The following is a 22,788-nucleotide window of genomic DNA, read 5'->3' on the forward strand; positions in this document are numbered from 1 at the left end:
TTCTGAAAAACATCACTGAACACAAGAAAAGCACTGAACCCGTTGAACTATTGCCGGATTCAGTGCTTTTTCAGGTCTTTATGTAGTTGTTATGATGTTTTTGCCTGTGTCACCTGTTCAAACAGATCAACAGAGCGTTCAACCATCTTTTCAGTATCATGCACATAGGTCTGCAAGGTGGTTTCAATGTTGGTGTGTCCTAACCGGGTCTGTACGTCCTTCACATCCGCACCGTTTTCAATCAGTAGTGTGGCGTGGGTGTGCCGTAATGAATGGTAATCGAAGGCAAGCAGCAGTTCTTTATGGATGACCCTTGAACAGAATTTGAAGGAATCAGTTGAAGTATATTGACCATTTTCTGCAATGCAGACCATGCGAACCCGTGGCAAAGGCGAATTGATACACTTCTGAATTGGAACTATGCGCTTCATATCATTGCCTTTTTCATCCTTTTCAACTTTGATGACATGGATGGTGTAATATTCACCGTACTTCATTTCATTCTTTGCCTGTCTGACCTTTTCAGCCTTCAACGCCCGGTACAGGGTTTCACCAAACTTCACAGTTCTGTTTGATGTGACAGTTTTGGTTGTGCCAAAGTACCATGATGACCGCTGTTCTTTTTTCCCCTTCTGTTCAACAACCTTTCTGACATCTGCCCCAAAGTTACGCTTTACAATCTGCTTGTTGACGCTGATGGTGCGGTTATCAAGGTCTATATCATCCCAAGTCAGGGCAAAGGTTTCAGAGATACGCAAACCAGTATAAAAACCGATCATAAGCGGAATATGAAAGCGGGAATCAGGCGGGAAACGGTCAATGATCTGCTGCCATTCGTCCAAGGTTAGAATGATGCGTTCCCTTGGTGCTTTTTCAACCTTGGGAAATTTGACATACTGCATAGGGTTTGAAGTGATATAGTGCATTGGTTCAACAGCATAGTTTAGTGCTGCACTGAATACGGACAAAATGCCGATCATGTGACTTTTAGAATTGCCGTTCATTTTCAGTTCAACGGCATATTCCTGTAATATTGCCGGGGTGATTGCTTTCAGGCGGTACACGCCAAACTTGGGAATCAAATGCCCCTGAATGATTCGCAAATAACCGACTTGTGTATTATATTTCAGGTTGGTCTTGCAGTACAGGTCAAACCATTGGTTCAGGTAGTCAGCAACCGTGATTTCAGTAGGTTCAAAGACTGCTCCGGCATTGTTGTATTCGTTCAGAGCCTTGGCAAGTGCTGCTTCTGCTTCTTTCTTGGTGCGAAAGCCTTTCTTTTCTTTCCTTTTGCGTTTCCCGTCAACTTTTCCAAGGTCAAAATAGTATGACCATGTTGCCCCCCTTTTTCTTACTGAACCTTTCATAATATCATCCTTTCTGTAATTGAATTTATAGGCAATGGATGATATAATTAGGGTTGCATAGCCTATATCATCCTATTCCTTGGTTGGTGTTTGGTTATCCCTGACCCCTGAACCGCTGCAACGGTAAAGGGGTCAATTTTTACATTTCTTTCAACATTGTGTTAGTATCTTGTAAATAGCGGATTGCTGCATCAATCATCAGATCAATATTAACTGTATCTTCTTCATATGCGATTGCCTTAGATGCTGCTGTTAAAATACTCAATGCAGTCTGATTATTAAGATCAATCTTATTAAGGTTAATAGCATTTTCTTTCATAGTTTCTAACCGTCCTTTCTTGAATTATCCCATGAGTGGAATTTGCTGCTTTAACTGTTCCATTGCTTGTGTTCTGCATTGAAGCATTTCATCATATGAAGAACAGAAAATATAAACCGTCCACCCATTAAAGCCGTACATTACTCCACATTTTATAGTAATATAAGGTTTTTCCTTCCTGTCAGGATCAATAGAAAACTCCCACCGGGTATGTACTTCATCCGGGTGAATGATGTTATATCTATGATCTTCTATATTGATTACTTTTCCCATGAGTTCCCATCCTTTCATGTGTTTGATTATCCCTATTCCTTGACCTTCAAGGTGCTGCAACACCTGTGACAGAAGGATTTAATTGATTAGTAATTTTATCATTTTTGTAATTCTTTCTTGAAGTTCTTTCCATTCAGTTTCACTGAAAATTTTTGGGGTATTGTCCCCGGTTACTTCATAACGATAAAATACAGTAGGTTCAACAATATTGCTGTTTTTTACACTTCCCGGTGTAGCAGACGTTGGTTGAATATCAACGTTGATACCGATAGATTTTAGATAGGAGATAAAGATTTGATTTTCAAGTTCTAATTTATCAATTCCGGCATCTATGATTTGCGCTAACACTTCATTTGTGTAATCTGAATCTGACAAAAAATAATTAAGGGTAACACCCAAAGCATTTGCTATTTTTTCACGCATTTCTATTTTGGGAGTTCTGACACCTCTTTCATATTGACCAATCATTACTTCGGAAATGCCGATTGCTGCCCCTAATTCTTTTTGCGTTAATCCCTTTTCTTTCCTTAATTCTTTCAATTTCATGCTAAAATCATCCACTTTATGAATCACCTTCTTTCATAATTTAGAGTTTAGCATATAGATGATTGGAAAGAAAGCAAATGTTTTTATTTTTGTCTTTACAAAAGCAAATGCTTCTGATAAGATGATAATAGCAAAAGCAAATGCTTTTGTCAACAAATATTTTGAACAAACTGAACAAAATTGAACTTTTGAAAGGAAGGTGTAGAAATGCGAATTGATAGAAAAAAATTGATGATTAAAATGATTGACAAAAATCTGAATGTTCAGGAATTGGCAAAAGTGTGTGGTATTTCAAGGGTTACTGCTTCAAATGTGAAATGTGGAAAATCATGCTCAAAGGAAACGGTTGAAAAAATTGCACATGGACTTGGGTGCAGTGCTGAAAACCTGTTAGAAAAAACTGGTAGGTGATGACAATGAGCAAATTATATAAAGGGTTCATAGAAACCAAAGGCAAGGCAAGCATTGAAAAACTGAAAAACAGAACCACATGGAAAACCTATGATGAAGTGAAGAACCTGAATGGATTCGGCGGGGTTTTGGCTGATGACACTATCCTTATTGACATTGATGATTCTGAACAGTCTGAAAAATTGATGAATATAGTGGAAGAACTGCAACTTAATTGTAGGGTATTCTGTACCAGTAGAGGAAAACACTTCTTGTTCAAGAATCACACCATTTCAAGAAACAGGACACACGTTCAGTTGGCTGTTGGTCTTACTGCTGATATAAAAGTCGGCAGTAAGTTATCTTATGAGGTCATCAAGATTGACGGTGAAGAAAGATTTTGTGAATGGGGGTATGAATACGAATTATTTGCTGATGGTGAATATCAGGAAGTTCCCAAATGGTTGTTCCCGGTCAAGGCAACCGCAGACTTTGTTGATATGGATGCCGGGGACGGAAGGAATCAGGCACTTTTCAATTACATCCTGACCCTGACTGCAAATGATTTCACTGTTGAAGAAACCCGTGAGTGCATCCGTATCTTGAACAAGTTTGTTCTGAAACAACCGCTGTCAGATGATGAACTGGAAGTGATCTTGCGTGATGATGCTTTTCAGAAACCCGTTTTTTTCCTTGGCAGTACATTCCTGTTTGACAAGTTTGCAATCTATTTGAAAAATATGTACCACATAGTTGTTATTAATAACCAACTTCATGTTTATAAAGATGGTGTGTATACCAATGCCAATAAGGACATTGAAAAGACAATGATTGAAGTAATACCAAACTTGAAGGATGTACAGCGAAAAGAAGTTATGAAATACTTGATGCTTATATGTGATGAAAAGGTACAGTCAGATGCAAACCTGATTGCTTTCAACAATGGTGTATATGACCTTGTGACCGGGGAACTGAAACCATTCAGCACAGACATTGTTATTACCAACAAGATTCCTTGGGACTACAAGCCGGATGCCTATTCTGAACTGGCAGATAGCACACTGAACAAATTAGCGTGTGGTGATGCAACAATCAGGGCATTGTTAGAAGAATGTATTGGTTATTGCTTTTACAGGCGTAATGAGTTAGGCAAAGCGTTCATCCTGACGGGTGACAAGTCCAACGGTAAAAGTACATTTTTGGATTGTGTCAAAGCAATCCTTGGTGATCGGAATATTTCAGCACTTGACCTGAAAGAGCTGGGGGACAGGTTCAATACTTCAATGATGTTCGGCAAACTGGCAAATATTGGTGATGATATTGGTGATGATTTCCTTCAAGGTTCACAGGTCAGCGTGTTCAAGAAAATAGTAACAGGTAACCGCATCAAGGCAGAGCGTAAAGGACAAGACCCGTTTGAGTTCAACCCATTTATCAAACTGTTATTCAGTGCTAATGATATTCCCCGTATGAAGGACAAGACCGGGGCGGTACTTAGGCGTTTGGTTATTATTCCATTCAATGCTACATTTACCCGTGCTGATCCTGATTTTGATGTGAATATCAAGTACAAACTGATTCAACAGGACAGTGTTGAATATTTGATACGTTTGGGAATTGCCGGATTGGATAGGGTAAGAAAAAACCAAGGGTTTACATTATCTGGTAAAGTTCAAGATCAGTTGGATGAATATGAAGAAGAAAACAATCCTATTGTCGGATTTATCAGAAGTACCGGGAAAGAAATGATAATAAATCAGCCTACTAATGAAGTATACAAGCGGTATCAGGTATTTATGGCAGACAATGGTTTTGCATTACCTGTCAGTAACATAGTTTTTTCAAAGTATATCAATAAGGCACTTGGTACAGAGATAAAGCAGAAGAAAATAAATGGTAAAAAATTTAATTTATTCATGGAAGTACAAGATTAGTACAAGTTAGTAAAGGTTATAGGTACAAGTTAAAAGCCTTGAAAAATAAGGCGGTACAAGTTGGTACAGGTAAAAAAATAGATTCTTTAATTTTTAATCATTTTCGAAAAAATGGGTAAGAGAAAAAAATAAAAAATATAGAGAATAGACAAGAAACTTGTACCTTGTACCAACCTGTACCAGTGAACAGAAAGGATTGAAGGAAGATGACAGGTGAACAGTTTATTGAAAAAGTTAGAGAAATCAAGGAAATATCAAGCATTGAATGGGATGTAAAGGGTGATAACTTAAATGCTGATGAAGTCCGGGTGAAGGTGGTAGCAGATAATGATGAATATAATTTGCTGCTTGGAAGTCCGGCATTACATGACAGTGCTGCAACATTGTTGTCTGATTCATGGGTGGAACGTGTCAGTTTCATTCTGTTGGTGAATAAACTGATGGAATTACAGGGAAGAACTGAAAGATTTGATGTGAATTGTGATTTGAATATCACGGATGTTGTCAAGTTTGCTATCAGATGCACCCGGAAGTGATACCGTAACCAATAAGGCGTTTTTCAAATACGAAAATGCATGAAAATGAATCAAAGTAACAGGGTTTTATATACGGTTTTGCCGTGAAAAAGTCCCTGAAACATAGGAAAACAAAGGCTTTTAGATATATGTACCCCCCCTATACTGGGGGATGAAGGAAGGTAAACGATACATGAACAGGGTAGAGAAATTATTGATAAAAGCGCAAGAAATCAGTGAGATCAAAAGAAAAGAACGACTTAGGAACATGACAGATGAAGAATTAGACAATCGAATTGAACAACTTAGAACAGAGTTAGGCATTAGTAAAGAACAGTATGAATCACCGGGATTTCATAGTTGGCTGATGAATAAGGTGCAGCAGTTAAGGGGTGAATTAGATGAAAAAAATTGATAGATTGCTTATGAAAGCAAGAAAGGTAACTAATAGAATTAAAGTATTTCTTCCGTTTGTTGTACCTGACAAAGAAATTGCTGATAGGGTTTCAATGGAATTAGATGAATTTTGTGGTGATAAACCATATCATGCAGTAATAATTTACGGTGAAAATGAATTATCTGATGATGCTGATGGTGTGGCATACGATCATGTAGGTGATGATCTGAAAGAAGGTGAATAGAATGGCTAAAAGAAATTTGAAACTTGATACCCCGGACAATATCAGAAAAGCACTGGCAAAGGTTGCCAATATGACCTATAAAGGGGAAATTGATACCAAGACCGCTAACAGTATCACGGCAACGTGCAATGTGATTTTAAGCGGTATCAGGGTAGACGATCAGGAAAAGAAGATTGCAGAATTAGAACGTATTTTGAATGAAGATGATTGATGCGTTGGTGGCATCAGGGTGGCAAATGCTTGTTTTTAGGTGCTGCCGGATGACAAGAAACATAGGAAAATAGCGGTTTTGAATGGTTGGGGTTTCCCAATGGTTACATTGTGGAAATCCTGACAGGAAGGACAAGGTGAATGAATAGAAATACAAGAAATTTGCAGATTCTACGGGACAAGATAGGCATTGAACAGTTTAGGGTTATTGCTGAACTTCTGAACCAAGAACACCTGACCTTTGGTGACTATACCCGGAACGGGTTTGTTTCCAAGGAAGAACAGCGTGATGCAATTATGAAAGACTTCTATCATGGGTATTCTTGGGAACAACTACAAGACAAATATGGTCTGACTGTAAGTGCATTATATAAGATTACAGAAAAGAAAGCATAGAAATTATCACAGGAACAAAAACAACCGCTATATGACCCTTATATGAGGTCACAAGCGGTTGTTTTTATGTTCAGAAAGGCATAGCAAGACCCCCGCATAGAAAGGTGATACGGGGGTCTTGCTATTTGTTATTGCTATCACGTTTAGAACTAAGCAACTTCATACTTAGGCACTGCTACTATATCATATACGGCTGTTGCTGTCTATGGAAATTCTTAATAAAAATACTAAATATAGTATATATACATAGATATAAATACAATATATGGTAGAATTAAAGAAAACGAAAATTCAAGAAAGGAAGGATGAAAACAATGAGTAATATTACAGAACAGGAAAAGAAATTTGCTGATGCGTTTGTATATTTATTTTTTCATGCACCCGCAGTCATGCCGGGTATGAAAGAAGATGCAGCAGCCTATGCAGGGTATGATCTGCCGACAGACAGAAATGCAGCAGATACATTTGCAACTGCATTGTACCAAAAGCCAAGCATCAGGAAGTACATTGATGCAGAACTGGAACGATTCAGGGAAATCTTGTCTGACGATCAGAGCATGAACCTTTGGAAACACATTTCAGAGTTCAAGCCGGGTGAATCAACAAATGATGTGCTGTGTGGTGGTTGCATCATTCGCCATTAAAGAGAAAAGGAAGGAAACGGGAAATGTCAGAAAAACTATATGAAACATATGCTAAAAAGGTGCAGTTGCTTTTGCACAACAATGATCGAAAAAAGGAACTGACGGATATTGTTGATAATATGATGGCAGTTCGTAAGAATCCAAGATATTCAGATATTGGAAAAGAAGAACTGCTGAAAGATATGCGTGAAGAATTTGCCAATAAAAACAAGGCATGGACGGAAGCACTTAGGGAAGTCATTCAGGACTTTTGCAATAAGTACGGTGTGGAAGTTCCTGATGATGGTGAAAGTCATTCAGTAGAAGTTGCCAATGTGCTGAAAATCATTGATATGTGCGGTTTTGATTTAAGTGCGGATATTCTGAAAGCTGCACTTGAACCCGTGAAAAATTCAGGTACGGTGTTGAAAATGATTTCTGATGTAATGTATACAAGGGCAAAAAACAGTTCTATTGGTGGTTACTGTTACAAAAGTGAAGTGTTTGAATTGTTAGGTGATTATTTGGGTATGAACAATGAAATGCTTGCATATTCTGACACCTTGGAATCAATCACAGCGTTACTGACACGGGAAAGGCTGATTGATTATTCAATACAGGATGATTACCAGTATGGTGTGGAAAATGGCACACGTTTGGTGATTCAGGAAAATACACCATATTCAGTATATTGCCTTGGTGACAATATGATGAAGGTTGGAAAAATGCATGATGAAATCAAACAGACAGATACAAGATTCTTTAAATAAGCAGTTTCAAGGGTGCGGTGTGATGCTGCACCCTTATTTGTCAGAAAGGAATGTATGGATATAAGGGCAAAAAACTATTTACAGGAAGTGAGAGAATTGTATCTTGCTGCTGAACAAGATGAAGAAGTCGCACAAGGCTATTTGTTACTTGCGGAAAAATGCAAATTAAAAAAGTATATGGAATTATTAGAGAAAGCAAGGGACAAGGCAGATCAAAGTGCAGCAGTATACAATCAGCGAAAGCAAATTGTGATTGAACAGATAAAAGAACTCAAATATTCAGTGTTTGTTCATGTGCTTATGGGTATTTATGTTGATTTCAAAATGTTAAAAGAAATTGCATATGATGAACATATTTCATATCAGGAAGTACGGGGTATGCATGAGCCAGCACTAAAGTGTTTTGAAGAATTTCATTCAGATGCACTGGATGAATGGGAAAGGGGAAGGCATTGACGAAAAAAGAAAAACACATGATTGCGAAAAACTATTTGCAGCGTGGGCGTGATATACAAAGGCAGATCACACAGCTGTATGAAACCCGGTCAAATTTTATAGACAGGGCAACTTCAACAACTATGGCAATATCACCCGTTAAAGTTCAGACTTCACGTTCCGGGCAAATGTTGGAAAATGCAATCATTGGAATGGTTGACACAGAGGAAAAAATCAGAAATAAGATTGAAGAATTACAAGTGCAGCAATGGAATCTGCAAAAAGAAATTCAACGGGTGCATGATCTGCCATATAAACAAATGCTTTATAAGATATTTATTGAACGGAAGTCCTATGATGTGGCACGAAAAGAAGTCAATTTGAAACCGTTCAAGGGTCAGTATAACCGCAAATTTCTGTTGCGGGATGCTATTGATGCATTTGCGGACTGTCACCCGGAAATATTTGATAATACAGACGATTCAGCACAGGACAACCAATAATTGCTATATGGCGGTTATATGAGGTCAGAAAGGGGCAAGAAATGATGAAAACAGTACGTCATAACAGGAAAGAACTGAAACACATAGAAAACAGTTTGAAAAGAAATTCAGTGAATAAATCCGTCAAGGTGAACAATTTTCTTTTCATGGATAATCAGGAACGGTTTGAAAATGTGTGCCTTGGGTATTCAATTCAGGCTGAACGGCTGATGAAGGTAATACAGAAGGACACTGACGGGAAGATCACAAAGGACTGGGTGACACCTGAAAGAAAGATGACCATTGAACAAAGTTCAGTCATCATGGAAACAATTCAATTTCAACTGCTGAAATTGAAACAGGCAAGCGGAAAATATCACAAGCACATCAAAAATTCTGTTTACTGTCAGCAGTTATTAAGACCATATATCAGCAAATTACAGAAGATCATTGCAGAAGTTGATGCATTGATCGGAACAGGGGGACAAGCATGAACGGGAACATTGAAGTTGTGAATGAAAATCTTTGGTGTGTCAATCAGCATTATGTTCATGCCGGATATATCAAAGAACTGACCCTGTTACCGGGAACATCATTGGATAAAGAAATTTATCTGACTAATCAGGGTATTTTGGTTTTGAATACCGCTGCCCCGGCTTATGAAGTCACAAGAAAGATGCTGTTGCGTGTTATGGGGCATACAGATGAACAACTGGAATATGCACAACAGAAAATGCAGAAGGTGGAAAAGCCTGATGCCTATGTAAAAATGTATCTTAATGTGTTGGAGTGGGAAATAAAAAGAAGGTGTGTAAAGGCTGAATATATTGCAAGCCTTCCCAAGCCTACACTTTTAGATAAATTCAAAAGTAAAGCAAAGAAATTTTTAGAAAGAAGGTGAATGAATGTCATCCATTCAAACAGGTATTGTCTTACAGGATAATTTTTCTAATGTTGCACAGGGTGTTGTTGAATCTATGTATAACATGACTGCTGCTGCCTATGAAGCATCACAGGCTGTTAGTTCAAATGTTGACACAAGCAGTATTCAGGCAGCAACAGAAGAAATCAATCAAGCAACTGCTGCTATGGATGAACTTAATGCAGCAGCAAGCAGACCAACAGCATCAAGTGTTGCACAGCCTGTTGTGGATGGGGGAAACGGTCAGGTTATAAACGTGGATGTAAACCCGGTACTTCCTGACCCTTTGGTTGAAAATCCTGAACCTTTAACATTGGATATTCAGCCAAACGCACCCCCGACAGGTGAAATTGGTCAACGTATCGAAAATATCAGAAATCAACTGAATGATGTATTATCAATGCAACAGCAGATTGACCAAACTGCTGCAACGGTTGATGTATTGCCGGATGAAGTCACTAACAGAATGTCACGGGTAAATGCTCTTATAGAGCAGATACAAGCAAACCTTGCCTTTTCAGTAGAAAATCCTTTTGGTTTAGGTGGCAATGAAATTGAACAGCAACTTTCAGCAATAGAAAGATCACTGAATCAGGCTGTTACACAGCAGAATATGCTTAATAATGCTGTTGGAAATACTGGGGATAGCATCAATGATAATATTCACGAACAAGAACAATTCAATCAGGAAATTTCAGCCGGAACACAACAGGCAAATGAACTGACCAATACCATCAAACGGGCAGTTGCAGCCTATGTCAGTATTCAGTCAGTTGGGAAAGCACTGAACATTTCAGATGAACTTGTTCAGACAACATCCCGCTTGAACATGATGAATGACGGGGTTCAGACAACCGCTGAACTTGTCAACATGGTATATGCAGCAGCACAAGATGCAAGGGGTTCATTCAGTCAGATGGCTGATGTTGTTGCCCGTTTCGGTAACAACGCAAAGGATGCGTTCAGCAGTTCAGAAGAAGTTGTTGCTTTTGCTGATCTGATTCAAAAACAGATGACGATTGCCGGGGCAAGCACCCAAGAAGCAGCAAACGCAGAATTGCAGTTATCACAGGCACTTGGTTCAGGTGTCCTTCGTGGTGATGAATTGAACAGTATCTTTGAACAAGCACCTAACCTGATTCAGAACATTGCAGACTATCTTGATGTTCCAATCGGTAAGATCAGAGAAATGGCAGCGGATGGGGAACTTTCCGCTGATGTAGTCAAGGCAGCAATCTTTTCTGCTGCTGATGACATTAACAGCAAATTCAATGAAATGCCTATGACTTGGGGGCAGATATGGCAGTCAATGCAGAACACCGCACTGATTGCATTTCAGCCTGTTCTTCAAAGACTGAACGATTTAGCCAATAGTGAAGCATTTCAGACTTTCATTCAGGGTGCTATTGAAGCAATGGCAACCCTTGCGAATATCCTTCTGAATGTGTTTGAACTGGTCGGAACTGTCGGCGGGTTCATTGCGGATAATTGGTCTGTTATCAGTCCAATCATTTACGGTGTCATTGCTGCATTGGCTGTATATGCAGCATACCTTGGCATTGTAAAGGCTATTGAACTTGCATCCGCTGCTGCAACAGCAATTCATACAGTGGCAATGTCTGCAAAAATCGGTGTTATGGCAGCACTTACTGGTCAGACAATGGCAGCAACTGCTGCACAGATGGGTTATAACGGTGCATTGTATGCGTGTCCTGTTGTTTGGATTATCGTGCTGATTATTGCATTGATTGCGGTAATTATGGCGGTATGTTCAGCAATAGCAAAGATGACAGGTATTGCAAATTCAGGGTTCGGTGTGATTACTGGTGGTGTGAACGTGGTGATTCAGTTCTTCAAGAACTTGGGTCTAACCGTGGCAAACATTGCCTTGGGTATTGGTAACGCCATTGCAGCACTTGCATCCAATATGATGACGGCATTTCACAATGCTATCTGCAACGTACAGTCATGGTTTTACAATCTGTTATCAACCGCCTGTTCAGTAATTGAAAATATAGCAGCAGCCTTGAACAAGTTGCCGTTTGTAAGTTTTGATTATTCAGGCATCAGTTCAGCAGCAGATGACTATGCAGCCAAGGCAAGTGAAGCAGCCGGAAACAAAGAGGACTACACCAGTATTTCAGATGCGTTCAATGAAGGTTTCACAACCTTTGATGCGTTTCAGGACGGTTGGGCATCAGATGCTTTCAATGCGGGTGCAGCTTGGGGTGACGGTGTTGCTGACAAGGTTTCAAATTTCAGTTTATCGGATGTATTCGGTCAGACTGATATTCCTAATGTGGGTGATTACACATCAGGGTTCAATGATGCAATAGCAAATTCAGGCGTGGGCGACAGCATTGGAAACATTGACGATAACACAGGCAAAATCAAGGATTCTTTGGAAGTATCAGAGGATGAATTGAAGTATTTGCGTGACATTGCAGAGCAAGAAGCAATTAACAGATTCACAACCGCAGAAGTAACTATCAACCAAACAAACAACAATAATGTTTCATCTGATACTGACCTTGATGGTTTTATCACTGCATTAGATGATGCAATGGGTGAAGCAATAGAATCTATAACGGAAGGGGCAAAATAAAAGATGGATGCAAATGGAATTGTAAAAAAAGTACATCAGGCAGCGATTGATGCCATGGAATCAACAAAACCCGTAAATGTGTATTTTGGTAAAGTGGTGAGTGCTTCACCGCTGAAAATCAATGTTGAACAGAAGATGATACTGGGTGAAAAACAGTTGATTCTTTCAAGGAATGTGACAGATTTCAAAACTAAGATAACGGCGGGGAACATTAAGAATTATTACTATACCGGGGATGTAAATTCAGGGACAGCACCAGTTTCCCCGTCACACGTTCATGCTGTCGGAACGATTGAAGTCACCGTACACAATGGCTTGGCAGTCGGTGATGGCGTCATTCTGATAAGACAGCAAGAAGGTCAGAAATTCATTGTTGTGGATAGGATAGGATAAAACACAGGAAATGCAAAAGTCCTTGGTGCAGATCAGGGACTTTTGTTTTGGCTTGAAAGATGATATTATTAAGGCAAATAAAAAAGGGGTGAAGTAATATGTCACAATCAATGCCGTCATTTTGGGATAGTCCTTTTTTTGTCCCTGAACCTGACAACTGGCATCTGACAGAGGATGCCCCGGAAGAATTAAAGAAAGAATTTACAGAGTATATGAAAGATGAAAAGGGTATCAAGGTCAGACAGTTGTTTTCAGAAGTTGATTTTCCACCTACAATGACACAATTTTTTGATTTAGACAGTGATGAACTACTGGATGAAAAGATTAGAGTGTTGACGGCGTTAAAAGATGGAAAGCAGATTGCAGATATTCCAAACTTTTATGATATTTTGGAATTATACCCCAAAAACGGGGAACATTGGGACTAAAAAGCACGGTCAAATAGCCGTGCTTTTAGTTTATCAAGTAATTCAACCAAGCGTTTATATAAGCGTTATATGAATCCCTGATATAATACTTTTACCCTGTCATATGGGGAAAATATTATTTTGGAGGTTTCAGAAGATGAAGAAAAAGAAGATTGTGGTCAGTGTGCTATTGGTATGCCTGTTGTGTGTGAATTTGGTGAGTATGGCAGTCAAAGCAGAAACAACATCAACTATTCATTCTGTATCAAGTTGGTATGATTTCAAGGATGCAGTACAGTATTCACAGGATGGTGATATAATTGTTGTTCATGGTGAAATTGATTTAGGTACTGATGTTAAAATCGGCAGCAGTTCCAAGCATTTGACCATAAAGAGAGGTTCAGCAGATAGCCGTATTGCTTTTGAATACATCAATGAAGCGGTAACGAATATAACATTTGATGGTGGTGGGATTGCTTCATCCTATTCTTGGATAACAAGCAAGTATGAAACAACTTTCACAAATTGCAAGTTCAATGATTTTGGAAATAGTGAAAATTATTCAAGTAGCGGGAGTGTTGGCGGTGCGGTAAAAATTCAGTCAGGTTCATGCGTGTTCAATGATTGTACTTTTGAAAACAGTTATGCCCTTGCGGGCGGTGCTATTGAAATACAGGGGGATTCACAGGTTGAAATCAATAACTGCAATATAAAAAATTGCGGTGCAGTTACTTGTGGCGGTGCTATTGATAACAGCTCGTATGCTGCAACCTGTACGATAACAGGCGGGACAATAACAGGAAACAAGGCGAATGACTTTGGTGGTGGTGTATCTAATGCCGGAAATACAATTATTACAGGAACAAAAGTGTATGCAAACAGTTCAGTGAATGGCGGTGCTGATATTGCAACCAAGGTTTCAGGTGTGACAACATTGACAGATACAGTTGAACAACTCAATGAACTGTTCAGTACGGACAATTTTGAAGTTGCCGGGTGGGTCTGTGATTATGATTTTGATGAAAATATTTATATTCCTGATGTAGACCCAACAAAGGAAAATGCGCTGCTGAAATTGGAATATTCAGAAAAGCAGCCGGAAACACCTGAACCAACAGACCCGGTTGACCCGTCAAAGCCTTCCGAACCGTCAACTGACCCGTCAACAGAGCCATCAACACCAACAGACACGGAAAAGCCGGATGAAACCGAACCCGGAACAGAACCAAGTGAAACACCTGAACCGACACAGCCGGGGAAAGAAGAACCTGATGGTAAAACAGATCAATCAAAATCTGATGATGCAACCAACACAGAAAATTCAGGCAATACAAAAACGGACACCACAAACACCAATACAAGCACTGTAAGCAGTGGGGACACGGTGAATAGCACCACAACCAATACTACAACCGATAATTCAAGCAGTCGGGTTGATAATTCAAAGGTAAATAGCACAGGTGACACCAGTACAACCACAACGACAAATACAACGAACAACTATTATCAGACAGAAACCGGGGACACATCACAGCCTGTTATTCAGGATAGCACCCCGCAGCATGAAAACAATACATATATTGTCTATCCAAACAGCAATGAAGTGGCTGCAAGTTCTGCCGGAATGGATGAAACGGTCAAGATTTCTGACCCGGTGCAGAATCTGAACATTGATGCAAAGGGTGTTGACTGTAAGATTGAAGTGGTAGATGGAAAATACAACATCAGCATCAATGTCGATCAACAGCAGACAGCGGTGGATGATTCTATAAAAGATAACAGTATGGATTGGTTGCAGATCATTCAAGTAGTGTTGTTGGTTGCCATTCTTATATGCCTTGTCAGAAAGCCTAAAGAACGCTAATGATAAAATATAGGGGTGTGGGGTAGAAATGCCCTATATAACGCTTATATGAGTTGTCAGCGGTATTGTAGCATGGTAAAATACAGGTGGTATGAAGGAATAAGCAAGGTCAAGGGTTCAGCGGTGGCAGTGCCACCATATTGCCACCGCCCCACAAGATACGCAGAGAACGGAAAAGATTTCTAATTCTGAACTTTTTGAAAAAGCCTGATTTTACAATGATTAAAAGAACTTTAGAGATATGTGGAGAGATAGAAAAAATGGTGTTTCAACGGACTACACATGTGGAGACGGTAGTCAAATTATCCCTCAAAAAAGATACACCTAAGATTGAGGTTATAATGAAGCCTGATGAAGAGAGTAACTACACGTCAGAGGAAAAGGCTACTTATTCGAAGATTAAGGAATATGTGAAGAACAAGTATGGTGTGAATGTGCATACTTCTTACATTGCACAGGTTAAGCGGATGTGTGGAATGGATATGGGCGAGAATTATAATAAGTCCAAGAAAGAGAATCCAGAGGTGAAGCAGTGTCCACAGGAGAAGGTGGAGTATATTAAGGATGCACTGAGGCATTTTGGTGTACCACAGTAAAAATTTATATAAGGAACTGTGTATAGAAAAAATTATAGGAACAAGGAGGATAAAAATGTCGGAAGTAATTACATTTATAAATATGAAAGGTGGCGTTGGAAAAACTACTCTTGCCGTAAATGTTGCATATACGCTATCGAAGATAGAAGGAAAAAAGGTGTTATTAATAGATATGGACCCACAGATGAATGCGACACAATATACGCTTACAGAATCACAAATGAATGAGATATTAGAGGATAGAAATAAATCGGTTTATGGTTGTTTATCTCCAGATTATCAGGCTAATTCTGTCTTAGATGGATATGAGCAGAGGAAAGAAGAAAAGTGGATTTTTAATGTAGAAAATACATTTGACATAATTCCATCTAGTTTGGATATAATGACATTGAATTTGGCATCTAGTCCATACAAATTAAAACAGTATATACAGAATGATTTGGGAGAAAAATATGATATTGTAATAATAGATTGCCCTCCTACAATATCAGAGTATACAAAGGTTTCTTTATTAGCATCAGATATGTATTTGGTTCCAATGAAGGCAGAGCCATTGTCTGTATTTGGTTTACCTATGTTGGAAAATTATGTAAAAGAAACTATTCAAAAGCAATTTGAGCATGAAATAAAATTTGTTGGAATAGTATTGAATATGGTTATTCCTACAAGATTGCTTTACAAGAAGAACAAACCAATAATACAGAAAAAATGGAAATTAAAACTATTTCAAAATGAATTAAAGCAATGTGAAGAAATAGTTAAAGGATTAGATTCTGATTTATCACATGAAAAATACATATTAAATATGAGCGATTTGAATGTTGTTAATCAGATTAAGAATATAACCAAAGAATTAGTTCAGAAAGGAAGGTTATAATTATGAAAAAAGAAACAAAAGAAGCATTATATTCTCTTTTGGATTTAATGGATATGCTTGGAAGCATTGAATTCATTAATATGGATATAGATAAAGCTAACAGCATAAGGAAAGAGGTTCTAGATGTTATAGGAGAAAAGAAGGAGGTATCAATTCTTGATAGCAATACGGAGGAATTGTTAGGAATTTTACCAATGCTTTTATTGGATGTTAATAAGTTTCCCTCAGCAAAAGAGATATTAAAATTTGCTGAGAAGTGTTTGAATATTGAAATAAAAAACTATTGGTTAAAACGTTCTAGGGCAGAAGTAGCAGGAATTGTGCTTAATGAAGTTTATGAACAAAGTCCACAGCAGTTTAATAAATTCTTGAAAGCATGGAATAAGTTTAATAGTGAATCAAATTCGTCGTCTTTAGATAATAAAAAGTTATCTGATGAAAAAGGGTTTATGGAATCGTGGTTTGAATTTTTTGATAGTTATAATGGTGTTGAGTGATGGAAACATTTGGTTATGAATTGGAAGAAGAATTTAATGCAATAACAAGGTTTGTAGAAGAGAAGTATGGTATTATTATAAAGTCTAGAGAGCAGTCTGTTGATTTTACAAAAAAAGCACTAACTTTTATGATGACTATTAAGGTTTGGAAAAAACATATGACACCGACTTTTCGAAAAGCACCTAAGACAGAAATGTATTTTCAGGAGATGTTATCAAATGCCGTTCATATTATTTTATTAGGAAATATTGATATGAAGATACCGGCATTAGTAATGTTGAGAAGAACTCAAGAATTAATATTAACATATTTGTTTTATAGTGAACATCCTGTAGAACTCTTTAAAAAGGAAATGAATGATAATTCTAGGACGGTTAGCGGTTTTAATGAGTTAAAAGATTATATTAAAAATTATCCATATTCAATGAAATATAACGTAGAAGATGCGAAAGTACAGGAAATTGTTTCTAATGTTATAGATGATTGGACTATGCAATATAGGAATTTATCTAATTTTGTTCATGGAACAAATAGCAAGTTCTTTCAAAGTGCAGAATATATTGATGAGTTTAAATTTGTAAAAAAAGATGTAAACTTTTTGACAAAACAAGTGGATATTTTATCGAGTATTGTGAATACATTACTTATAATATTTTATTTTCAAGAATATATAAAATTTGATGAAAATACAGAAAAAAGTTTGATACGCAGTGCAATATCTAATGATTTGGGATATAAAAAGAAAGTGGTTGAAGTATTAGAAGAGATATAATTTATATTCAAAACTCAAAAGTATTGACACTGATTCGTCCATGACGAAAACTCAAAAGATGAAGTAGTGTCAATATGAGGAAATATATGCTGTGGAAGATATGATAACAGATTGTGAAAAGAAAAAGGAAGCTGCACAGCAGGATGTTCTTACCAAGGAAAATGTATTCAAGATGCTATTGGTTTTCGACAAGATTTTTGATAAAATGAATGATGTGGATAAGCGTAAGCTTATTGAGAGCATGATAGCGGAAGTACACCTTCATCCAAAGGAAACATGGGAAGAGGGAAAGAATCCGATAAAAGAGATAAAGTACGCATTTCCAGTAAGTAAAGAGGTCATGGATGCTTTGAGGGAAAATGTTGCATCCGTTGAGACTGTAGTCTTACTTTCCAAGGGCGCTAAAGATCCGGTGGATCTTTGCTCAGCGCGGACCGAAGTGGAACGGAGAATGGTCGACAGCAGAAAAGTGAAGGTGGACTTCTCTCTGGAGGATATGGATTTATCTGAATTCAAAGGAAAAGCGACATATGAGCAGATAAAGGCATATGTATTGGAGCAGACAGGACTTAAGGTTTCATCACTGTATATCGCACAGATTAAGAAGAAGTGTGGACTGGATGTCGGTGAGAATTTCAATCTGGCTAAATCAGAGAATACGAGACAGCCACAGTGTACAACGGAGAAGGAAGAGGCGATTATGCAGGCGTTTAGTCATTTTGGAATCAAATAGATTGTGGATAAGCAGCATCGTGTGTTAAAAATATAGTAAAGTATGGGAAAAAGGACATTCCAGAACTGTAGATTTTACAGGTAAGGGGATGTCCTTTTTACTGATATGGAAGTGTTCAAGGGACAAGGTAATGATACTGAAGTATTAAGACTGATAGGAATGATATCTATCTTATCTATTGTTACTTGTTCTGGTTTCTCCATTCCCGCGGAGAAACACCATAAATATTTTTAAATGCACGGGAAAAATGAAGCTGATTTTCGTATCCGACAGCGGAACTGATGTCCGCAATAGATAAGGATGTCAGCTTTAACAATTCGGTAGCCTTTACCATGCGGTAGTTCATAAGAAATTCCTGCGGAGAGCGGCCAATTGAGTTGCGGAAGATTTTCCCCAAATAACTTCGGTTGATGCCACATACTGTAGCGATATCTTCGATCGAGATATTATTCTGAAAATTCTGTTCAATATAATTGATTGCTTCTTTTATATAATAATCACTCATGCGCCCACTGGAAACCAGCTTAGTAGATTTTGCTGACTGCAGCAGATAATCCATAAATAAATACAGATGGCCAATGAGATGAAAAGAAGATTCATGAGAATGATTTACAATATAAAGCATTTCATCAGCAAGTTTTTCACGCAATTCTTTGGAGTGTGAATGATAAATGGGCGCATCTTTACACAAATCTGTGACACTTAAAGCTTCTTTTATACGCAAGCCATCAAATTCAATCCACATATATTCCCAGGGAAGCTGTTTATCGGCAATGTAGGTGTTGATCTGACCGGGAAAAATAATAAATCCCTGCCCGCTTTTTATGGAATAGGTCTGTGTTTCACCTTTTGCATTGTCAGCCATAAGGGTTCCGGTTCCGGAAAGAATATAGTGAAACAGGTAGTGGTTGCGTGTTGCAGGCCCGAATGAATGGCCGGGATCACACTGTTCATATCCAAACTGATACATACACAGATCAATAAAATTTTCATTCGGAAAAATATTAAATAATATATTGCTCATAAAATACTCCTTATATACCAAAATGCGACATCAATGTCTATTATAGCATAAAATATTGCATTTCGGTATAAAACTGAAAAAATGTAGATATTTAAGGACGCATAAAGGTATGTTATAATCAGATTATCAAAAAAGTAAACGGATATATTGCAAAAAAGGAGAGAGGAATATGGCAAAAAGAAATATTTTCCGCCGTGTTGCAGCGGTGCTTGCACTTGGCATGTGTATGATGGGTCTTGCCGGATGCGGAAGTGAAAAAAGGTCAGACGGGAAAACAGAAATCGAAGTGGTTTCCTACAAACCGGAAGCAGTTAAGGCATTTGAAAAGATTGAAAAGCGGTTCAATGAAACACATGATGACATCCATCTGACGATTTCATCTCCAAACGAAGCAATGACCATTTTAAAGACACGTTTTATCCGGGAGGATTATCCGGATATCATCGCAATCGGAGGAGACATCAACTATTCCAACTTTTTAGATGCAGATCTGTTTGATGATATTTCCGATCTGGATGAAGTCCAGACCGTAAAACAGGCATATCTGGATATGGATAAGGAACTGGAGTTTATTCCAAAGGATGGCACGTATGCACTTCCATATGTGGCAAACGCAGCAGGAATTTTATATAACAAAGATCTGTTTGAGGAAAATGGCTGGACAGTTCCGACCACCTGGCAGGAATTTACTACATTGTGTGATGAAATAAAACAGAGCGGAACACTTCCGCTGTATCTGGGCTTTAAAGATACCTGGACCTGTCTGGCTCCGTGGAATGCGCTGGCAGTCGGACTTACCGATTCGGATACCTGCAATCAGGTAAATATGGGAAATACCACATTTTCCGATACGTATGGACCGGTAGCAGAAAAGATGCGTGCGCTTTTGGATTACGCCGAAAAAAATCCGTATGCATATGGTTATAACGATGCATGTACAGCATTTGCCCGCGGGGAAGCTGCCATGTATCCGATTGGAAGCTATGCGATTCCCCAGATTAAATCGGTCAACCCGGACATGAATATCGGCTCTTTTACATTTCCTGCAAATGATAACGAATCAGACAATGTATTAAATTCAGGAATTGATCTGCAGTTTTCCGTAATGAAAGCATGCAAAAATAAAGAGGCTGCATATGAAGTTTTAAAATATCTGTATGACGATGAGACCATTCAGATTTATCTGGATGATCAGGGCGGAATTGCCTGCAAAGACGGGGATTTTGCAATTCCGGAAACACTCGAGGATATGCGTCCTTACATTGAAAACAACCGCATGGCAGATTATCAGGATCACCATTATCCGAGTGAGATGAGTGTGGATGCCATGATCCAGACGTTCCTGCTGGATACAAGCGACAATGCACAGGAAAAGTTTTTGAAAAAATTTGATTCCGACTGGAAGCGCTACAACCGGGATCTGATTCGGAAAGTACAGGATTATCAGAAAGAACAGGGGGATGCACAATGAAAAAGAAAATGTCAAACAGGGACAAAACATTCTGGGCGGTTATCATACCGGTTGTAATCTTATTTTTTGCATTCAATACACTTCCAATGATCAAAGGTGTGATTTACAGTTTTACCAATTATAAAGGATACGGAACTTACGATTATGTCGGGATCAGGAACTATGCAGATCTGTTTACGGATTCCCGCGTGGGAAAAAGCTATTTGTTTACGTTTAAATATGCACTGGCAGGAACGATACTGGTAAATGTGCTGAGTCTGATCATGGCAGTTGGATTAAACAGTGCAATCCGTTTTAAAAGTGCATTGCGCGGTATTTATTTTGTACCGAATATTTTAGGAGGACTTGTCATCGGCTATATTTTCAGTTTTATTTTTACTTACATTCTTCCAACTGTGGGAAATGTGTTCCATATTGGATTTTTACAGAACAGTATTCTTGCAAGTGAAAAATACGCATGGATTGGTGTGCTGATTGTTGGTGTATGGCAGGCAGTTGCCATGAATACCATCATCTATATTTCCGGTCTGCAGACTGTACCGGAGGAAGTCTACGAGGCGAGTATGCTTGACGGAGCCAGTAAATGGAAGCAGTTCTGGAAAGTAACATTTCCACTGGTGATGCCGTTTGTGACGATCAATCTGGTACTGAGCACAAAGAATTTCCTCATGGTATTCGACCAGATCATGTCATTGACCAAGGGAGGTCCGGCACAGAGCACCGAATCCATCTCTTACCTGATTTATAAAAATGGTATGGATGGCGGACAGTTTGGATTCCAGAGTGCGAATGCAGTCATTTTCTTTATTGTGATCGTGGCGATTTCACTTTTCCAGATGACAGTCATGAATAAGAAGGAGGAGCAGTTATGATGAAAGAAAAACAGAAAACAAACTGGGTACTTACGATTGTTCTGATTTTGGGGACGGTTACGGTATTTTTCCCGCTGTATATGGCAGTGATCATTGCGTTTAAGAAACCGAGTGAGATGACAAACGATGTGGCGGGAGCACTTTCTTTCCCAAAACAGTGGAGTTTTGAAAATTTCCGTCAGGCAATGGAAGTGACCGATTTCTGGCACTCTCTTGGAAACAGTTTACTGATCACACTGGCAACGATCGTACTGGCAATCCTGATCCACTCAATTGCAGGCTACGTGATCGGACGCGGCATGGCAAGAAGAAAAAGTTTCCGATTTATCTATCTGTATATTGTCAGCGGAATGTTTGTTCCGTTTTCCATCTTAATGATGCCTCTGGTAAAGCAGACGGCGCATATGGGACTTGGAAACCGCGCGGGTGTCATTCTGTTGTATCTGGTATTTTATATGCCAATGAACGTCCTTCTTTACAGTGGGTACTTAAAAAATATTCCGATAGCGCTGGAAGAGGCGGCAGATATTGACGGAGCAAGCACATGGACTACTTACTGGAAAGTGGTCTTTCCAATGATGATGCCAATGCATGCAACAGTTGCAATCCTGACAGCTCTTGGAACGTGGAATGATGTTATGACACCGCTTGTGATCATGTCTGGAACCGGACAGAATACGCTGCCGCTTGCACAGCTTAATTTCCAGACACAGTTTGGAACCAATTACAATCTGGCATTTGCTTCCTATATTCTGGCACTGATTCCAATCCTTATTTTCTATGTGATTTGTCAGAAACAGATTTTAAACGGTGTGGCAAACGGTGCAGTCAAAGGATAAAAATAAAACGAGGT

The 22,788-nt window shown here is 38.6% G+C and carries 31 protein-coding genes; 26 read left to right on the forward strand and 5 right to left on the reverse strand.

The window, feature by feature from the left end; translation table 11 throughout:
- Positions 1–89: 89 nt before the first annotated feature.
- The 4 genes from DXA60_RS07950 to DXA60_RS07965 all read right to left on the reverse strand — a co-directional run bounded on the left by DXA60_RS07950 (position 90) and on the right by DXA60_RS07965 (position 2,505).
- A complete protein-coding gene (locus DXA60_RS07950; protein ID WP_117920749.1) occupies positions 90–1,367 on the reverse strand; it encodes a tyrosine-type recombinase/integrase in 1,278 nt (425 codons plus the stop codon).
- Positions 1,368–1,506: 139 nt separating this feature from the next.
- On the reverse strand, positions 1,507–1,686 hold the full coding sequence (locus DXA60_RS07955) for a hypothetical protein (RefSeq protein WP_117920750.1): 180 nt from the start codon (positions 1,684–1,686) through the stop codon (positions 1,507–1,509).
- A gap of 24 nt (positions 1,687–1,710) precedes the next feature.
- Positions 1,711–1,977, reverse strand: coding sequence for a hypothetical protein (locus tag DXA60_RS07960; RefSeq protein ID WP_117920751.1), 267 nt, complete (start codon positions 1,975–1,977; stop codon positions 1,711–1,713).
- Between the two features lie 60 nt (positions 1,978–2,037).
- A complete protein-coding gene (locus DXA60_RS07965; RefSeq protein WP_117920752.1) occupies positions 2,038–2,505 on the reverse strand; it encodes a helix-turn-helix domain-containing protein in 468 nt (155 codons plus the stop codon).
- A gap of 58 nt (positions 2,506–2,563) precedes the next feature.
- Here DXA60_RS07965 and DXA60_RS19450 point away from each other — a divergent pair, with 58 nt between their 5' ends.
- The 23 genes from DXA60_RS19450 to DXA60_RS19200 all read left to right on the forward strand — a co-directional run bounded on the left by DXA60_RS19450 (position 2,564) and on the right by DXA60_RS19200 (position 18,568).
- A complete protein-coding gene (locus tag DXA60_RS19450) occupies positions 2,564–2,689 on the forward strand; it encodes a hypothetical protein (protein ID WP_278336434.1) in 126 nt (41 codons plus the stop codon).
- A 23-nt stretch (positions 2,690–2,712) separates the two neighbouring features.
- The gene (locus DXA60_RS07970; RefSeq protein WP_117920753.1) at positions 2,713–2,916 is read left to right on the forward strand and encodes a helix-turn-helix domain-containing protein; all 204 of its coding nucleotides are present in this window, start codon (positions 2,713–2,715) and stop codon (positions 2,914–2,916) included.
- Between the two features lie 5 nt (positions 2,917–2,921).
- Positions 2,922–4,829 (forward strand): DNA primase family protein, encoded by a 1,908-nt coding sequence (locus DXA60_RS07975; protein ID WP_117920754.1) that lies wholly within the window; start codon positions 2,922–2,924, stop codon positions 4,827–4,829.
- A gap of 206 nt (positions 4,830–5,035) precedes the next feature.
- A complete protein-coding gene (locus tag DXA60_RS07980; protein WP_117920755.1) occupies positions 5,036–5,365 on the forward strand; it encodes a hypothetical protein in 330 nt (109 codons plus the stop codon).
- Between the two features lie 172 nt (positions 5,366–5,537).
- Complete coding sequence (locus DXA60_RS07985) at positions 5,538–5,759, forward strand: hypothetical protein (RefSeq protein ID WP_117920756.1); 222 nt, start codon at positions 5,538–5,540, stop codon at positions 5,757–5,759.
- The gene (locus tag DXA60_RS07990; protein WP_117920757.1) at positions 5,746–5,985 is read left to right on the forward strand and encodes a hypothetical protein; all 240 of its coding nucleotides are present in this window, start codon (positions 5,746–5,748) and stop codon (positions 5,983–5,985) included. The genes DXA60_RS07985 and DXA60_RS07990 overlap by 14 nt, the downstream gene beginning before the upstream one ends.
- A gap of 1 nt (position 5,986) precedes the next feature.
- Entirely contained in the window at positions 5,987–6,196 is a 210-nt protein-coding gene (locus DXA60_RS07995) for a hypothetical protein (RefSeq protein ID WP_117920758.1), read from the forward strand.
- Positions 6,197–6,336: 140 nt separating this feature from the next.
- Positions 6,337–6,591 carry a hypothetical protein gene (locus DXA60_RS08000; protein ID WP_117920759.1) on the forward strand — a complete coding sequence of 85 codons (255 nt, stop codon included), beginning with the start codon at positions 6,337–6,339 and terminating at the stop codon, positions 6,589–6,591.
- A 314-nt stretch (positions 6,592–6,905) separates the two neighbouring features.
- The gene (locus DXA60_RS08005) at positions 6,906–7,235 is read left to right on the forward strand and encodes a hypothetical protein (RefSeq protein ID WP_117920760.1); all 330 of its coding nucleotides are present in this window, start codon (positions 6,906–6,908) and stop codon (positions 7,233–7,235) included.
- A gap of 23 nt (positions 7,236–7,258) precedes the next feature.
- Positions 7,259–7,984, forward strand: a complete 726-nt coding sequence (locus DXA60_RS08010; RefSeq protein WP_117920761.1) for a hypothetical protein — start codon at positions 7,259–7,261, stop codon at positions 7,982–7,984.
- Positions 7,985–8,080: 96 nt separating this feature from the next.
- Complete coding sequence (locus DXA60_RS08015) at positions 8,081–8,440, forward strand: hypothetical protein (RefSeq protein ID WP_243006816.1); 360 nt, start codon at positions 8,081–8,083, stop codon at positions 8,438–8,440.
- On the forward strand, positions 8,437–8,922 hold the full coding sequence (locus DXA60_RS08020) for a hypothetical protein (protein WP_117920763.1): 486 nt from the start codon (positions 8,437–8,439) through the stop codon (positions 8,920–8,922). Before DXA60_RS08015 ends, DXA60_RS08020 begins: the two co-directional genes overlap by 4 nt.
- 41 nt (positions 8,923–8,963) lie before the next feature.
- Entirely contained in the window at positions 8,964–9,395 is a 432-nt protein-coding gene (locus DXA60_RS08025) for a hypothetical protein (RefSeq protein ID WP_147345387.1), read from the forward strand.
- The gene (locus DXA60_RS08030; RefSeq protein ID WP_117920765.1) at positions 9,392–9,802 is read left to right on the forward strand and encodes a hypothetical protein; all 411 of its coding nucleotides are present in this window, start codon (positions 9,392–9,394) and stop codon (positions 9,800–9,802) included. Before DXA60_RS08025 ends, DXA60_RS08030 begins: the two co-directional genes overlap by 4 nt.
- 4 nt (positions 9,803–9,806) lie before the next feature.
- Positions 9,807–12,428, forward strand: a complete 2,622-nt coding sequence (locus DXA60_RS08035) for a tape measure protein (RefSeq protein ID WP_117920766.1) — start codon at positions 9,807–9,809, stop codon at positions 12,426–12,428.
- 3 nt (positions 12,429–12,431) lie between these two features.
- On the forward strand, positions 12,432–12,821 hold the full coding sequence (locus tag DXA60_RS08040; RefSeq protein WP_117920767.1) for a DUF2577 domain-containing protein: 390 nt from the start codon (positions 12,432–12,434) through the stop codon (positions 12,819–12,821).
- 98 nt (positions 12,822–12,919) lie between these two features.
- Positions 12,920–13,249: a hypothetical protein gene (locus DXA60_RS08045; RefSeq protein WP_243006817.1), complete on the forward strand. Its 330-nt coding sequence runs from the start codon at positions 12,920–12,922 to the stop codon at positions 13,247–13,249.
- A 136-nt stretch (positions 13,250–13,385) separates the two neighbouring features.
- Complete coding sequence (locus DXA60_RS08050) at positions 13,386–15,092, forward strand: hypothetical protein (protein ID WP_117920768.1); 1,707 nt, start codon at positions 13,386–13,388, stop codon at positions 15,090–15,092.
- 260 nt (positions 15,093–15,352) lie between these two features.
- Entirely contained in the window at positions 15,353–15,688 is a 336-nt protein-coding gene (locus DXA60_RS08055; RefSeq protein ID WP_243006818.1) for a hypothetical protein, read from the forward strand.
- Between the two features lie 55 nt (positions 15,689–15,743).
- Positions 15,744–16,565 carry a ParA family protein gene (locus DXA60_RS08060; protein ID WP_117920769.1) on the forward strand — a complete coding sequence of 274 codons (822 nt, stop codon included), beginning with the start codon at positions 15,744–15,746 and terminating at the stop codon, positions 16,563–16,565.
- Between the two features lie 2 nt (positions 16,566–16,567).
- Entirely contained in the window at positions 16,568–17,062 is a 495-nt protein-coding gene (locus DXA60_RS08065; RefSeq protein WP_117920770.1) for a hypothetical protein, read from the forward strand.
- Positions 17,062–17,835: a hypothetical protein gene (locus DXA60_RS08070; RefSeq protein ID WP_117920771.1), complete on the forward strand. Its 774-nt coding sequence runs from the start codon at positions 17,062–17,064 to the stop codon at positions 17,833–17,835. The genes DXA60_RS08065 and DXA60_RS08070 overlap by 1 nt, the downstream gene beginning before the upstream one ends.
- A gap of 91 nt (positions 17,836–17,926) precedes the next feature.
- The gene (locus DXA60_RS19200) at positions 17,927–18,568 is read left to right on the forward strand and encodes a hypothetical protein (RefSeq protein WP_243006819.1); all 642 of its coding nucleotides are present in this window, start codon (positions 17,927–17,929) and stop codon (positions 18,566–18,568) included.
- Between the two features lie 181 nt (positions 18,569–18,749).
- Here the strand turns inward: DXA60_RS19200 and DXA60_RS08080 are convergent, their stop codons facing one another.
- On the reverse strand, positions 18,750–19,592 hold the full coding sequence (locus tag DXA60_RS08080; protein ID WP_117920772.1) for an AraC family transcriptional regulator: 843 nt from the start codon (positions 19,590–19,592) through the stop codon (positions 18,750–18,752).
- Positions 19,593–19,761: 169 nt separating this feature from the next.
- Here DXA60_RS08080 and DXA60_RS08085 point away from each other — a divergent pair, with 169 nt between their 5' ends.
- From DXA60_RS08085 to DXA60_RS08095, 3 genes are read left to right on the forward strand one after another with little or no spacing between them, the layout of a single operon-like run.
- Entirely contained in the window at positions 19,762–21,063 is a 1,302-nt protein-coding gene (locus tag DXA60_RS08085; protein WP_117920773.1) for an ABC transporter substrate-binding protein, read from the forward strand.
- The gene (locus DXA60_RS08090; protein ID WP_117920774.1) at positions 21,060–21,935 is read left to right on the forward strand and encodes a carbohydrate ABC transporter permease; all 876 of its coding nucleotides are present in this window, start codon (positions 21,060–21,062) and stop codon (positions 21,933–21,935) included. Before DXA60_RS08085 ends, DXA60_RS08090 begins: the two co-directional genes overlap by 4 nt.
- A complete protein-coding gene (locus tag DXA60_RS08095) occupies positions 21,932–22,774 on the forward strand; it encodes a carbohydrate ABC transporter permease (protein ID WP_117920775.1) in 843 nt (280 codons plus the stop codon). The genes DXA60_RS08090 and DXA60_RS08095 overlap by 4 nt, the downstream gene beginning before the upstream one ends.
- The last annotated feature ends 14 nt before the right edge of the window (positions 22,775–22,788 follow it).

Source organism: Roseburia sp. OF03-24 (assembly GCF_003463035.1).
In the GTDB taxonomy this organism is placed as follows: domain Bacteria; phylum Bacillota; class Clostridia; order Lachnospirales; family Lachnospiraceae; genus Roseburia; species Roseburia rectibacter.

Bases quoted from the DNA above. Each gene is read 5' to 3' on its own strand.
- DXA60_RS07970 (WP_117920753.1), top strand. From the start codon at position 2,713: ATGCGAATTGATAGAAAAAAATTGATGATTAAAATGATTGACAAAAAT.
- DXA60_RS07960 (WP_117920751.1), bottom strand. From the start codon at position 1,977: ATGAAAGGATGGGAACTCATGGGAAAAGTAATCAATATAGAAGATCAT.
- DXA60_RS08090 (WP_117920774.1), top strand. From the start codon at position 21,060: ATGAAAAAGAAAATGTCAAACAGGGACAAAACATTCTGGGCGGTTATC.
- DXA60_RS07980 (WP_117920755.1), top strand. From the start codon at position 5,036: ATGACAGGTGAACAGTTTATTGAAAAAGTTAGAGAAATCAAGGAAATA.
- DXA60_RS07975 (WP_117920754.1), top strand. From the start codon at position 2,922: ATGAGCAAATTATATAAAGGGTTCATAGAAACCAAAGGCAAGGCAAGC.
- DXA60_RS08065 (WP_117920770.1), top strand. From the start codon at position 16,568: ATGAAAAAAGAAACAAAAGAAGCATTATATTCTCTTTTGGATTTAATG.
- DXA60_RS08040 (WP_117920767.1), top strand. From the start codon at position 12,432: ATGGATGCAAATGGAATTGTAAAAAAAGTACATCAGGCAGCGATTGAT.
- DXA60_RS07985 (WP_117920756.1), top strand. From the start codon at position 5,538: ATGAACAGGGTAGAGAAATTATTGATAAAAGCGCAAGAAATCAGTGAG.
- DXA60_RS19450 (WP_278336434.1), top strand. From the start codon at position 2,564: ATGATTGGAAAGAAAGCAAATGTTTTTATTTTTGTCTTTACAAAAGCA.
- DXA60_RS08085 (WP_117920773.1), top strand. From the start codon at position 19,762: ATGGCAAAAAGAAATATTTTCCGCCGTGTTGCAGCGGTGCTTGCACTT.
- DXA60_RS08000 (WP_117920759.1), top strand. From the start codon at position 6,337: ATGAATAGAAATACAAGAAATTTGCAGATTCTACGGGACAAGATAGGC.
- DXA60_RS07955 (WP_117920750.1), bottom strand. From the start codon at position 1,686: ATGAAAGAAAATGCTATTAACCTTAATAAGATTGATCTTAATAATCAG.
- DXA60_RS07990 (WP_117920757.1), top strand. From the start codon at position 5,746: ATGAAAAAAATTGATAGATTGCTTATGAAAGCAAGAAAGGTAACTAAT.
- DXA60_RS08030 (WP_117920765.1), top strand. From the start codon at position 9,392: ATGAACGGGAACATTGAAGTTGTGAATGAAAATCTTTGGTGTGTCAAT.
- DXA60_RS08095 (WP_117920775.1), top strand. From the start codon at position 21,932: ATGATGAAAGAAAAACAGAAAACAAACTGGGTACTTACGATTGTTCTG.
- DXA60_RS08010 (WP_117920761.1), top strand. From the start codon at position 7,259: ATGTCAGAAAAACTATATGAAACATATGCTAAAAAGGTGCAGTTGCTT.
- DXA60_RS08060 (WP_117920769.1), top strand. From the start codon at position 15,744: ATGTCGGAAGTAATTACATTTATAAATATGAAAGGTGGCGTTGGAAAA.
- DXA60_RS07950 (WP_117920749.1), bottom strand. From the start codon at position 1,367: ATGAAAGGTTCAGTAAGAAAAAGGGGGGCAACATGGTCATACTATTTT.
- DXA60_RS07965 (WP_117920752.1), bottom strand. From the start codon at position 2,505: ATGAAATTGAAAGAATTAAGGAAAGAAAAGGGATTAACGCAAAAAGAA.
- DXA60_RS08050 (WP_117920768.1), top strand. From the start codon at position 13,386: ATGAAGAAAAAGAAGATTGTGGTCAGTGTGCTATTGGTATGCCTGTTG.
- DXA60_RS08080 (WP_117920772.1), bottom strand. From the start codon at position 19,592: ATGAGCAATATATTATTTAATATTTTTCCGAATGAAAATTTTATTGAT.
- DXA60_RS08070 (WP_117920771.1), top strand. From the start codon at position 17,062: ATGGAAACATTTGGTTATGAATTGGAAGAAGAATTTAATGCAATAACA.
- DXA60_RS08045 (WP_243006817.1), top strand. From the start codon at position 12,920: ATGTCACAATCAATGCCGTCATTTTGGGATAGTCCTTTTTTTGTCCCT.
- DXA60_RS08025 (WP_147345387.1), top strand. From the start codon at position 8,964: ATGATGAAAACAGTACGTCATAACAGGAAAGAACTGAAACACATAGAA.
- DXA60_RS08035 (WP_117920766.1), top strand. From the start codon at position 9,807: ATGTCATCCATTCAAACAGGTATTGTCTTACAGGATAATTTTTCTAAT.
- DXA60_RS07995 (WP_117920758.1), top strand. From the start codon at position 5,987: ATGGCTAAAAGAAATTTGAAACTTGATACCCCGGACAATATCAGAAAA.
- DXA60_RS08055 (WP_243006818.1), top strand. From the start codon at position 15,353: ATGGTGTTTCAACGGACTACACATGTGGAGACGGTAGTCAAATTATCC.
- DXA60_RS08005 (WP_117920760.1), top strand. From the start codon at position 6,906: ATGAGTAATATTACAGAACAGGAAAAGAAATTTGCTGATGCGTTTGTA.